The sequence below is a fragment of the Monashia sp. HAY1-2A genome, assembly GCF_056755315.1.
The window spans coordinates 1-11,833 of the sequence record NZ_JBNDHY010000047.1; the positions used below are offsets into that span (position 1 = coordinate 1).

The window sequence follows — 11,833 nt, forward strand, 5'->3', positions numbered from 1 at the left end:
TCCGTCGTCGGCAGCGTCAGATGTGTATAAGAGACAGGCTCGTCGGCCCGGCCACGACGCGGCTCCCGGGGAGCGGGTGGGCCGTCGGTCTCCCGACCGGCCGTCCGCGTCAGGACTGGGCGCTCGAGATGTACGTGACGGCGTCGCGGACCGTCTTGAGGTTCTTGACCTCGCTGTCCGGGATGCGCACGCCGAACTTCTCCTCGGCGTTGACGACGATCGTCATCATCGAGAGGGAGTCGATGTCGAGGTCCTCGGTGAAGGACTTGTCCATCTCGACGGACTCGGTGTCGAGGCCCGTCTCCTCGTTGACGATCTCGGCGAGACCCTCGAGGATCTCCTGCTCGGACTGAGCCATCTGTCTGCTCCTTGTGGTTGGGATCCGTGTGTCGTTCCGTTGGCCCGAATGACCCGTCGGGACCGGCGGGAGCTGGGTCAGGGCAGGACGACGACCTGGGCCGCGTAGACGAGGCCCGCGCCGAAGCCGATCTGCAGCGCGAGGCCGCCGCTCGGGATCTCCTGCTCGGCGAGCATGCGCGTCGTCGCGATCGGGATCGAGGCCGCGGACGTGTTGGCCGTGGTGACGATGTCGCGGGCCACCGGGATGTCGGCGGGCAGCTTGAGCTGCTTGACCATGGCGTCGATGATGCGGATGTTCGCCTGGTGCGGGATGAAGGCGTCGAGGTCGTCGGCCTTGATGCCGGCGCGGTCGATGGCCTGCTGTGCCACGGGCGCCATGCCCCAGACCGCCCACCGGAAGACCGTCTGGCCGGCCATGCCGATGGCGGGCCAGGCGTTCTTGTCGGCCTGGGCGTCCTGCCACGACTCGCGCAGGTCGGTCCACGCCTGCTTCTGGGTGATGGCGTCGCGCTGGGTGCCGTCGGAGCCCCACACCGTGGGGCCGATCCCCGGGGTCTCGCTCGGGCCGATGACGCAGGCGCCGGCGCCGTCGCCGAAGATGAACGCCGTGCCGCGGTCGTACGGGTCGGTGAAGTCGGTCAGCTTCTCGACGCCGACGACGAGGACGTAGTCGGCCGAGCCGCCCTTGACCATGTCGCTGCCCACGGCGACGCCGTAGCAGTAGCCGGCGCACGCGGCCGAGATGTCCATGGCCGGAGCGGTGGAGCCGAGCCGCGACGCGAGCTCGGGCGCGGCGGCCGGAGTCTGGTACGGGTGCGTCACGGTGGCCATGAGCACGAACCCGATCTGCTCGGCGGACACGCCGGCGTGCTCGAGGGCCTGGCGCGCGGCGTGCTCGGCCATGTCGATGACCGACTCGTCCTCGGCCGCCCAGTGCCGGCTGACGATGCCGGAGCGCTCACGGATCCACTCGTCGCTCGAGTCGATCTTGTCGACGATCTCGGCGTTCATGACGACGCGGGCCGGGCGGTAGGCGCCGACGCCGAGGATCCGGGAGTGGCGGGCGCCCCCGGCGTCGACGAGGGTGCCGGTCCCCTTGGGCTGTGGTGCGGTGCCGGGTGCGGTGGTCACGGTGCCTTCTCTGTGGTCGGGGGACGAGGGGTCAGGACGCGGAGGAGCCGGCGTCGGCGGTCGGCGTGACGGACGCGGCCTCGTGGGCGGAGGCGTCCGCGGTGCCGGAGCCGGCGCCGTGCTCGGAGATCATCCGGCGCGCCGGCTCGAGGTCGTCGGGCGTCTTGAGGGCGAGGGTCTCGACGCCGCGCATCGCGCGCTTGGCGAGGCCGACGAGCGTCCCCGCGGGGGCGAGCTCGAGAAGGCCGGTGACGCCGAGGGACAGCAGCGTCTCCATGCAGAGGTCCCAGCGGACCGGGTTGCTGACCTGGTCGACGAGGCGAGCGAGCGCGTCGGCGCCGGAGCCGACGGCGGCGCCGTCGGCGTTCGACAGGAGCGTCACGGACGGGTCGGCCGGGGTCACCTCGGCGGCGCGGGCGGCGAGGGCGTCGACGGCCGGCGCCATGTGCCGGGTGTGGAAGGCGCCGGCGACCTGCAGGGGGATGACGCGGGCCTTGGCGGGCGGGTCGTCCCGCAGCGCCGCGACCTGCTCGAGGGTGCCGGCAGCCACGACCTGCCCGGCGCCGTTCATGTTCGCGGGGGTCAGGCCGTGGCGCTCGAGGACGGTGAGCACCTCGTCCGGATCGCCACCGAGGACGGCGGCCATCCCGGTCGGCGTGACCGCGCTGGCCTCGGCCATGGCGCGGCCGCGGACGTCGACGAGCGACATCGCCTCGGTCGGGGCGAGCACGCCCGCGGCGGCGGCAGCGGTGAACTCGCCGACCGAGTGCCCGGCGACGACGGTCGCGGTCGGCAGCGTCGTGCCCTCGAGCAGTGCGGCGAGGGTCGTGAGGCCGGCTCCGACGATGAGGGGCTGGGCGACCGCGGTGTCCTTGATCGTGTCGGCGTCCGACGCGGTGCCGTGGGCGACGAGGTCGGTGCCCGCCGCCTCGCCGAGCGCCGTGAGCAGCTCGCGCTGGCCCGGCAGCTCGAGCCAGGGGGAGAGGAAGCCGGGGGTCTGTGAGCCCTGTCCTGGGCAGACGATCGCTAGCACGTGTCCAACACTTCCCGGTTACCGGTCAGGACCCCGCCACCGAATGTCACCAACTCGGCCGCGAATGTTTGGAGGATACCTCCAAGGAGACACGGGCGCCCGGCGTGCTCGCGCCTGCCGCCCGCCGAGCGTCGCGGTGGCGGGCTCGCACGCTCCTGTCAGGCGAGCCGTCCGAGGGCCAGGGCGATCCGCACCGCCCAGGCCTCGCGCGGCGTCGTCAGGTCGTACCCCGTGGCGTCCCCGATGCGTCCTAGGCGGTAGCGGACCGTGTTCGGGTGCACGAAGAGCGTTCGGGCCGTGGCCTCGAGGCTCCCGCCGTTGTCCAGGTAGGCCGTTGCCGTCGCGAGCAGCGGGGCCTGCTGGGCGCCGCGCAGCGGTCGGTGGATCCGCTCGACGAGGATGCGGCGAGCGCTCTGGTCGCCGGCGAGGGCCCGCTCGGGCAGGAGGGCGTCGGACTCCACGACGCGAGGGGCGTCGGGCCAGGCCGCGGCGGCCGACAGCCCGCTCAGGGCGGCGCGTGCCGAGCGCCCGGCCGCGAACAGGTGCGGCACGGTCGGGCCGACGACGACCGGCCCGGGACCGAACCGGTCGGCCACCGCCCCGACGACCGAGAGCGGCTCGCGGGTGCCGCCCACGACGGCGATGAGCCGGGTCCGCTGGACGAGCACGAGGGCCTCGACGCCCTCCTTGCGCACCGCGCGGCGCAGGTCGTCGACCGCGGGCACCGTGCCCCCTCGGCCCTCCGGCGTCGTGCCGGCGACGAACGTCACGTGCGACACCTCGCCCCACCCGAGGGCCGTGGCCCGCGACTGCATCGAGTCGTCGGCCTCCCCACGCAGGACGGCGTCGACGACGAGCGCCTCGAGCCGGGCGTCCCACGCGCCGCGGGCCTCGGCCGCGCCGGCGTAGACCTCGGCGGCGGCGAAGGCGATGTCGCGCGAGAAGCGCAGGACCGACTCGCGCAGCAGCTGCTCGTCGCCGGGGCCGGCGAGCGTCCCGACGTGCGACTCGACGACGTCGACGACGGTGCGCACGAGGTCGAGGGTCTGGCGCAGGCTGACCGACCGCGTCAGCTCCTGCGGCGCGTTGGCGAAGATCGAGATCGCCGACGGCGCGTGCCCCTCGGACCGGAACCAGGCGATGAACTGCGAGATGCCGGCCTGGGCCACGAGGCCCACCTGCGAGCGCTCCTGCGCCGACAGGCGTCGGTACCAGCCGAGGTTCTCCTCCATCCGGCGCGCCGCGAGGGTCGCGAGCTCGCCGGCGCTGCGCTCGACGGTACGCGTCGTCGCGTCGCTCGGCTGCCCGGGTCGCTCGGTCACGGCGTCAGCCTAGGACGCGTCGGACCGGCGCTTTGTGCGGCGCTCACAAACGCCCGGGCGCGGGATCAGTGCGCGGTGAGGATGCAGGAGCGCCCGGCGTAGGAGCGCGGTCCCTCGAACTGTGGCAGCGAGGCCGCCAGGTCGGGGTCGAAGGTGGACAGGTACGCCCTCGCGGCAGCGTGGTCCGCGAAGGTCGCCCGCGTCTCGACGTCGCGTCGCGACACGTGCCGGAAGTGGCGCGAGAGCGTCTCCTCGGCGTTCTCGGCGGTGAGCTGGGTGACGAGCGGTTCACCACCCGCCTCGCGGAGGAGGTCGGCGAGATGCTCCTCGCCGTTCGTCGCCACGCTGAGCCGGCCACCGTCGCGAAGGACCCGACGCAGCTCGGCGAGCGTGCCGTCGAGGTCGGGCACGTGGTAGAGCATCCACGCCGCGACAGCGGCGTCGAACGTGTGGTCGGCGAAGGGGAGGTCGGCGGCGGGCAGCCGGCGGGCGGGCACGCCGAGCGCCGCCGTGGCGTCGACCATGGCCGCCGAGATGTCCGTGGCCAGGTAGTCGACGCCCGGCAGTGCGTCGAGCACCGAGCGGGCGAACTGACCTGTGCCGCAACCGATCTCGATGACCTTCGTGGGCCGGGCGGCGACGACCGAGCTGAGCAGGACGTCGACGGGGGAGACGCCCTCGGGGCCTGGCCCCCACACGGCACGGCGGGTGCGCAGGTTGTCCGTGCCGGCGTACTGCGCGTCGACGGTGTCGCGGTCGGTCATCGCGTCGGTCGGCTCCATGACCGAGGACCCTACTCAGTCGGTGCCGAACTCCATCGCCGCGCGGTCGAGCGCCTCGTCCAGCTCGTCGACATCGGCCGCCGCCGGGTTGGCGGCGATGGCCTGCGCTCCACCCGGCGCGAGCTCGCCGACGAGGTCGGTGGCATCGGAGCCGAGCAGGCCCTGCGACGCGTAGAGCTCGAGCTTGGCGCGCGAGTCGGCGATGTCGAGGTTGCGCATCGTCAGCTGGCCGATGCGGTCGACGGGCCCGAACGCGGCGTCCTCGGTGCGTTCCATCGACAGCTTCTCGGGGTGGTAGCTGAATGCCGGACCGGTCGTGTTCACGACGGACCAGTCGTCGCCGCGGCGCAGGCGCACGGTCACCTCGCCGGTCACGGCGCTGGCGACCCAGCGCTGGAGCGACTCGCGCAGCATGAGCGACTGCGGGTCGAGCCAGCGGCCTTCGTAGAGCAGGCGACCGAGGCGTCGGCCCTCGGCGTGGTAGCTGGCGATGGTGTCCTCGTTGTGGATCGCGTTGAGGAGCCGCTCGTACGTGAGGTGGAGCAGCGCCATGGCCGGCGCCTCGTAGATGCCGCGCGACTTCGCCTCGATGATGCGGTTCTCGATCTGGTCGCTCATGCCGAGTCCGTGGCGGCCACCGATCGCGTTGGCCTCCATGACGAGCGCGACGGGGTCGTCGTAGGTGACCCCGTTGACCGCCACCGGGCGGCCGCGCTCCCAGCGGATCGTGACGTCCTCGGGCTCGATGGCGACCGCGGGGTCCCAGAACCGGACGCCCATGATCGGCTCGACGACCTCCATCGACTCGTCGAGGAACTCGAGGGTCTTGGCCTCGTGGGTGGCGCCCCAGATGTTGGCATCGGTCGAGTACGCCTTCTCCGCGGACGCGCGGTAGGGCAGGTCTCGGGCCGTCAGCCATTGGGACATCTCGTGCCGGCCGCCGAGCTCGGTGACGAAGTCGGCGTCGAGCCACGGCTTGTAGATGCGCAGCTGCGGGTTGGCCATCAGGCCGTAGCGGTAGAACCGCTCGATGTCGTTGCCCTTGAAGGTCGAGCCGTCGCCCCAGATCGAGACGCCGTCCTCGTGCATCGCCCGCACGAGGAGCGTGCCGGTGACGACGCGTCCGAGCGGCGTCGTGTTGAAGTACGTCCTGCCACCGCTGCGGATGTGGAAGGCGCCGCAGGCGATGGCCGACAGCCCCTCCTCGACGAGCGCCTGGCGGCAGTCGACGAGGCGGCTGATCTCGGCCCCGTACTGGCCGGCGCGGCCCGGGACCGACCCGATGTCCGGCTCGTCGTACTGGCCGAGGTCGGCCGTGTACGTGCAGGGCACCGCGCCCTTCTCACGCATCCACGCGACGGCCACCGAGGTGTCGAGGCCACCGGAGAAGGCGATGCCGACGCGTTCACCGACAGGGAGGGAGGTCAGTACCTTGGACACGCGTGCAAGTATATGCACAGGCGCGCATACCTATCCAATCGCGATGCCGCTTGCGGGCCGGCGCGGGCTGGGCCTGCGTCGCATCCGCTGTGCTTCGGGGCAGGCACTGCTGGGCAACCGACGCGACCTGCCCCGAAACGCAGCCCGTCGCACGCGGGCCGGCTGCTGACACCAACCCGGGCTCGGCCCGCCGTCCACACCCCCTGCGCCGGTCCACACCCGATCCACAGCGGCGGACCCCGCGGTGGTCACCGTCCGGCACCGGGCCCACGGTCGTGGCATGGATCTGCGACTCGTGGCCCGGGACGGCATCTTCTCCACCGGCGACGCCGGCCGCATCGGTGTCGACCGGCATGCACTGACCCGCCTGTGCCGTCGAGGTGAGGTCATCCGACTCACGCGTGGCTGGTACGCCCTCGTCGCCGAGGCCTCGCCGACGGCCGAGGAGGTGCATCGCCTCACGGCGCTCGCGCTGGGACGGCAGTTCCGCTCGCGCGCGGTCATCAGCCACCACTCGTTGCTCCTCTGTCGACGCCTGCCGACGTTCGGCGCCGATCTGCGCACGGTGCACCTCACGTCAGCCGTCGGCGGACGCCGAGGCGATGCTGCGGGGGCGGGACGCAGCGTCAGCGTGCGCAGGCCGGGGCTGGTGGTCCATCGGGCCGTGGGCGAGGTGCGGCTCGGCTCACCCGGGCGGGACGGCAACCGGCCCGTCGCGATGCCGCTCGCGCACGCGATCGTCCAGGCGGGACTGCTCAGCGGCCCCCTCGGCGCGCTCGTCCCGGCCGACGCCGCCCTGCGCGCCGCCCTGGTGACGCCCGACGCGCTGGCCGGTGCGGTCGCCGACCTGCGCCACCACACGGGTGTCGCGCCCGTGCGCGCGGCCCTGCCGCAGGCGGACGGGCGGCACGAGTCACCCGGTGAGAGCCGGACGGCCTACGTGCTGCGGGCACTCGGGTTCGAGCTGGAGCCGCAGGTCGAGGTCGTCGCGGACGGCCGCCGCTACCGGGCCGACTTCCGGATCATCGGGTCGCGCGTGCTCGTCGAGTTCGACGGCGCCGTGAAGTACGCCGACGGCCGCCGCGAGACCCTGTTCGAGGAGAAGCAGCGCGAGGACGCGCTGCGGCGCGAGGGCTGGACGGTGGTCCGGCTGATCTGGTCGGACCTCGACGACCCGGAGCGCGTGCGCCGGCGAGTCCTCGACGCCCTCGCACGGGCTGCCTGACGGAACACGGCCTGTGCTTCGGGGCACGGACGGCGTGGGCCCGCGCAGTGCGTGCCGCAAGGCGCGGCACGTTGGGAGAGGCGCGCGGCCGATCGGTACGGTCGACGACGCCGGGACGCGCAGTGGCCCGGCCCCCACATGGGGACCGGGCCACCGGCGTCGGTCAGTCGGAGCGTCAGCTCTCGCCGCCGGCGTTGCCGGACGTGCCGGCCGTGACGTCGTCGAGCCGGTACTTGTCGGCCGCCTTGGCCGGGATGTCGGCGTCGATCCGGCCCTCCTTGGCCAGCAGCTGCAGCGCCCGCACCGCGACCGAGGGGCCGTCGATGTGGAAGAAGCGGCGCGCGGCCGGGCGGGTGTCGGAGAAGCCGAAGCCGTCGGCGCCGAGCGAGGCGTACGTGCCGGGGACCCACTCGCGGATCTGGTCCTGCACGGCCCGCATGTAGTCCGACACGGCGATGACGGGGCCCTCGGTGCCCTCGAGGCACTGGGTGACCCACGGCTTGACCGGCGCGCCGTCCGGGCCGAGGAACTCCTGCGCGTCGGCGGCCAGGCCGTCGCGGCGCAGCTCGTTCCACGAGGTCACCGACCAGACGTCGGCAGCCACGCCCCAGTCGTCGGCGAGCAGCTGCTGGGCCTCGAGCGCCCACGGCACCCCGACGCCCGAGGCGAGCAGCTGTGCGCGCGCCGGGGTGTGCTGCCAGCCCTCGGTGTCGGCCTCGGACAGGCGGTACATGCCCTTGAGGATGCCCTCGACGTCGACGTTCTCCGGCTCGGCCGGCTGCACGATCGGCTCGTTGTAGACGGTCAGGTAGTAGATGAGGTTGGACTCTTCGGGAGTCCGCCCCTCGCCGTACATCCGATGCAGGCCGTCCTGGACGATGTGCGCGATCTCGTAGCCGAAGGCCGGGTCGTAGTGCACGACCGCCGGGTTGGTCGAGGCGAGGAGGGGGCTGTGGCCGTCAGCGTGCTGCAGACCCTCTCCGGTCAGCGTCGTACGGCCGGCGGTGGCGCCGATGAGGAAGCCACGCGTCATCTGGTCGGCTGCTGCCCAGATGGAGTCGCCGGTGCGCTGGAAGCCGAACATCGAGTAGAAGACGTAGACCGGGATCATCGGCTGGCCGTGGGTCGCGTACGACGTGCCGGCGGCCGTGAACGCGGCGAGGGAACCCGCCTCGTTGATGCCGAGGTGCAGGATCTGGCCCTGCTCGTTCTCGCGGTAGGCGAGCATGAGCTCGGCGTCCACGGGCGTGTAGTTCTGTCCGTTGGGGTTGTAGATCTTGATCGTCGGGAAGAACGCGTCCATGCCGAACGTGCGCGCCTCGTCGGGGATGATCGGCACGATCCGCTTGCCGAACTCCTTGTCGCGCAGGAGGTCCTTGAGCAGGCGCACGAAGGCCATCGTCGTGGCGACCTCCTGCTTGCCCGAGCCCTTCTTCACCTGGGCGTAGGCCTCGTCACCGGGCAGCTTGACGGTCTCGAAGCGGACGCGTCGGCTCGGCAGGGTGCCGCCGAGCTTGGCGCGGCGGTCGACCGAGTACCGGATGACCTCGTTGTCGGGACCGGGGTGGTAGTACGGCGGCTGGTACGGGTTGGCCTCGAGCTGCTCGTCGGTGATCGGGATGCGGAGGCTGTCGCGGAAGGCCTTGAGGTCGTCCAGCGTCATCTTCTTCATCTGGTGCGTGGCGTTGCGGCCGGCGAAGTGCGAGCCGAGGCTGTAGCCCTTGATCGTCTTGGCGAGGATGACGGTCGGCTGCCCGGTGTGCTCGCGCGCCGCCTTGTAGGCCGCGTACACCTTGCGGTAGTCGTGGCCGCCGCGCTTGAGGTCCCACCAGACCTGCTCGTCGGTCCAGTCCTCGACCATCTTGGCGGTGCGCGGGTCGCGCCCGAAGAAGTGGTCGCGGACGTACTTGCCGTCGTTGGCGCGGAAGGTCTGGTAGTCGCCGTCGCTCGTCTGGTTCATGATGTGCACGAGCGCGCCGTCACGGTCGCCGGCCAGCAGCGGGTCCCACCCGCGTCCCCAGACGACCTTGATGACGTTCCAGCCGGCGCCGCGGAAGAACGCCTCGAGCTCCTGGATGATCTTGCCGTTGCCGCGCACCGGGCCGTCGAGACGCTGCAGGTTGCAGTTGATGACGAAGGTGAGGTTGTCGAGCTCCTCGTTGGCCGCGAGCTGGAGCAGGCCGCGGGACTCGGGCTCGTCCATCTCGCCGTCGCCGAGGAAGGCCCAGACGTCCTGCTGGCTGGTGTCCTTGAGCCCGCGGTTGTGCAGGTACTTGTTGAACTGCGCCTGGTAGATCGCGTTCATCGGGCCGATGCCCATCGACACGGTCGGGAACTCCCAGTAGTCCGGCATGAGGCGCGGGTGGGGGTAGGACGGGACGGCGCGGATCTTGCCGTCGACGATGTGGCTCTTCTCCTGGCGGAAGCCGTCGAGGTCGCCCTCGCTGAGGTGGCCCTCGAGGAAGCTGCGGGCGTACATGCCGGGGGAGGCATGGCCCTGGAAGTACACCTGGTCGCCGCCGCCGGGGTGGTCCTTGCCGCGGAAGAAGTGGTTCATGCCCACCTCGTAGAGCGTGGCGGCGCTCGCGTACGTCGAGATGTGGCCGCCGACACCGATGCCCGGACGCTGCGCGCGGTGGACCATGACCGCGGCGTTCCAGCGGATGTAGCGGCGGAACTCGCGCTCGACGTCCTCGTCGCCGGGGAACCACGGCTCGCGCTCCGGCGGGATGGTGTTGATGTAGTCGGTCGCGGTCAGGGACGGCACCCCGACCTGCTGCTGGCGGGCCCGCTCGATGAGCTTGAGCATGATGTACCGCGCTCGCGTACGGCCCTTCTCGTCCAGCACGGCGTCGAGCGAGTCGAGCCACTCCTGGGTCTCCTCGGGGTCGATGTCCGGGAGCTGACTGGGGATGCCGTTGAGGATCGGGCCGGCCTCGGAAGCCACGTCGTGGGTCCTTTCTCGTCGCGTCGCCGCGCTCGCGGCCGGTCGGCCGTAGCGGGGCTCCCACCCATCCTCCACCAATCCGTGGTGGCCGTCACACCCGGGTCCGGCTGTGGGACGCGGTGGCGGTGGGGGCCACCGACGGGCGCGTTGTCCCGCGTTGTGCGCGTCCGCCGCGCCTTGCGCGGTACGGTCGGACCGGATGGACTGGTACCGGTGCGGGAGCGCCTGCCGCCCCACCCTGCTCGACCTCTGCTCGACCTTTGCTCGACCTTTGCCCGACCCGCACGCCATGTGCACGACCGGCCCGCGCCACCTGGACGGGCCAAACGACCGAGAGGACCGGTGACAGTGAGCGCGACCGCGGGAGCGGCGTCCCTCAGCAAGCTCGGATTTGCCAAAGGGCAGATCATCCAGGAGTTCGGCTATGACGACGACGTCGACGACGACCTGCGGTTCGAGATCGAGGACGTCATCGGCACCGAGCTCGAGGACGAGGACTTCAACGACGGCGCCGACGGCGTCATCGTCTGGTACCGCGACGGCGACGAGGATCTCGTCGACCTCATGGTCGATGCCCTCACCAAGCTCTTCGACAAGGGGTTCGTCGTGCTCCTGACGCCCAAGGCGGGGCGGCCCGGGCACGCGGACGCCAGCGTCGTCGAGGAGGCGGCGTCGACGGCGGGCCTCGTCACGGGAGGGCAGGTCAACGTCGCGACGAACTGGACCGCCTCACGGCTCATGCCGCCGAAGGGCCCGCGCCGCTGAACGTCGGTGTCGGCGGCTGTGGCGTGCAGCCCCCGCTCGACCGGACGCCCACGCCTCCGACGGTGGCGAGGGGCTGTCGCGAGGGTGCTGCGTGGGCGTCCCCGACGAGGCGGGACGACGAGGTGGGACACTCGGTGGCATGACGAACGCGCCATCGCTCCACGCGTCCGCCCCCGTGGCCCCCGGCGACCTCGCCCCCGACTTCACGCTCGTCGACCAGTACGGGGTCGACATCAGCCTGTCCTCGGTGCGAGGCGTCAAGAACGCCGCCGTCGTGTTCTACCCGGCGGCGTTCTCGGGCATCTGCCGGGGCGAGCTGCGCGAGATCCGCGACGGCCTCGAGGACTTCCAGACCGACGACATCCAGGTGTTCGCCGTCTCCTGCGACTCGATGTACACGCTGCGCACGTGGGCCGACGCCGAGGGCCACTTCTTCCCGCTCCTGTCCGACTTCTGGCCGCACGGGGAGGTCGCGCGCCGCTACGGGGTCTTCAGCGAGGAGGACGGGTTCGCCCTGCGGGGGACGTTCCTGCTCGACCGCTCCGGCCGCGTCGTGTGGTCCGAGGTGCGCGGCATCGGCCAGGGCCGCGACTTCCGCGAGTACCGCAGGGCGGTCGCGGCGCTCCGCGCGACGGACGCGTCCCGCGCGACGGACGCGTCCCGGGCGTCGGACACGTCCCGTGCGTCGGACACGTCGGGCGCCTCGGCCCGCTAGGCTGACGGCCGCCCGGCAGGACACCGTCCGCGTCGGGCGGGGGCCTGTAGCTCAGCTGGTAGAGCACCGCGTTTACACCGCGGGTGTCGTCGGTTCGATCCCGGCCGGGCCCA

At 72.1% G+C, this 11,833-nt stretch carries 10 protein-coding genes and 1 tRNA gene; 4 read left to right on the forward strand and 7 right to left on the reverse strand.

The genetic code is table 11. The annotated features are described in order from the left end of the window. Window positions 1-109 precede the first annotated feature (109 nt). The 6 genes from ACPYOM_RS09235 to argG all read right to left on the reverse strand — a co-directional run bounded on the left by ACPYOM_RS09235 (window position 110) and on the right by argG (window position 6,068). Entirely contained in the window at window positions 110-358 is a 249-nt protein-coding gene (locus ACPYOM_RS09235; RefSeq protein WP_481343861.1) for an acyl carrier protein, read from the reverse strand. Between the two features lie 77 nt (window positions 359-435). Further along, the gene (locus ACPYOM_RS09240; RefSeq protein ID WP_481343862.1) at window positions 436-1,491 is read right to left on the reverse strand and encodes a beta-ketoacyl-ACP synthase III; all 1,056 of its coding nucleotides are present in this window, start codon (window positions 1,489-1,491) and stop codon (window positions 436-438) included. 31 nt (window positions 1,492-1,522) lie between these two features. Further along, window positions 1,523-2,524, reverse strand: a complete 1,002-nt coding sequence (locus tag ACPYOM_RS09245) for an ACP S-malonyltransferase (protein ID WP_481345721.1) — start codon at window positions 2,522-2,524, stop codon at window positions 1,523-1,525. A 158-nt stretch (window positions 2,525-2,682) separates the two neighbouring features. Beyond that, window positions 2,683-3,846: a PucR family transcriptional regulator gene (locus ACPYOM_RS09250; protein WP_481343864.1), complete on the reverse strand. Its 1,164-nt coding sequence runs from the start codon at window positions 3,844-3,846 to the stop codon at window positions 2,683-2,685. A 65-nt stretch (window positions 3,847-3,911) separates the two neighbouring features. Beyond that, the gene (locus tag ACPYOM_RS09255; RefSeq protein WP_481345722.1) at window positions 3,912-4,628 is read right to left on the reverse strand and encodes a class I SAM-dependent methyltransferase; all 717 of its coding nucleotides are present in this window, start codon (window positions 4,626-4,628) and stop codon (window positions 3,912-3,914) included. Window positions 4,629-4,643: 15 nt separating this feature from the next. Then, on the reverse strand, window positions 4,644-6,068 hold the full coding sequence (gene argG, locus ACPYOM_RS09260) for an argininosuccinate synthase (RefSeq protein ID WP_481345723.1): 1,425 nt from the start codon (window positions 6,066-6,068) through the stop codon (window positions 4,644-4,646). A gap of 280 nt (window positions 6,069-6,348) precedes the next feature. On the opposite strand from argG, the gene ACPYOM_RS09265 reads away from it, so the two are divergent. Then, window positions 6,349-7,293 (forward strand): type IV toxin-antitoxin system AbiEi family antitoxin domain-containing protein, encoded by a 945-nt coding sequence (locus ACPYOM_RS09265; RefSeq protein WP_481345724.1) that lies wholly within the window; start codon window positions 6,349-6,351, stop codon window positions 7,291-7,293. Window positions 7,294-7,468: 175 nt separating this feature from the next. Here the strand turns inward: ACPYOM_RS09265 and aceE are convergent, their stop codons facing one another. Next, window positions 7,469-10,240 (reverse strand): pyruvate dehydrogenase (acetyl-transferring), homodimeric type, encoded by a 2,772-nt coding sequence (aceE, locus tag ACPYOM_RS09270; RefSeq protein ID WP_481345725.1) that lies wholly within the window; start codon window positions 10,238-10,240, stop codon window positions 7,469-7,471. A 348-nt stretch (window positions 10,241-10,588) separates the two neighbouring features. On the opposite strand from aceE, the gene ACPYOM_RS09275 reads away from it, so the two are divergent. The 3 genes from ACPYOM_RS09275 (at window position 10,589) to ACPYOM_RS09285 (ending at window position 11,833) form a co-directional block, all read left to right on the forward strand. Continuing rightward, a complete protein-coding gene (locus ACPYOM_RS09275; RefSeq protein WP_481339941.1) occupies window positions 10,589-11,005 on the forward strand; it encodes a DUF3052 domain-containing protein in 417 nt (138 codons plus the stop codon). A 139-nt stretch (window positions 11,006-11,144) separates the two neighbouring features. After that, window positions 11,145-11,720 (forward strand): peroxiredoxin, encoded by a 576-nt coding sequence (locus ACPYOM_RS09280; RefSeq protein WP_481345726.1) that lies wholly within the window; start codon window positions 11,145-11,147, stop codon window positions 11,718-11,720. Window positions 11,721-11,760: 40 nt separating this feature from the next. Beyond that, window positions 11,761-11,833, forward strand: a tRNA-Val gene (locus tag ACPYOM_RS09285).

Bases quoted from the DNA above. Each gene is read 5' to 3' on its own strand.
- ACPYOM_RS09235 (WP_481343861.1), bottom strand. From the start codon at position 358: ATGGCTCAGTCCGAGCAGGAGATCCTCGAGGGTCTCGCCGAGATCGTC.
- ACPYOM_RS09255 (WP_481345722.1), bottom strand. From the start codon at position 4,628: ATGGAGCCGACCGACGCGATGACCGACCGCGACACCGTCGACGCGCAG.
- ACPYOM_RS09265 (WP_481345724.1), top strand. From the start codon at position 6,349: ATGGATCTGCGACTCGTGGCCCGGGACGGCATCTTCTCCACCGGCGAC.
- ACPYOM_RS09280 (WP_481345726.1), top strand. From the start codon at position 11,145: ATGACGAACGCGCCATCGCTCCACGCGTCCGCCCCCGTGGCCCCCGGC.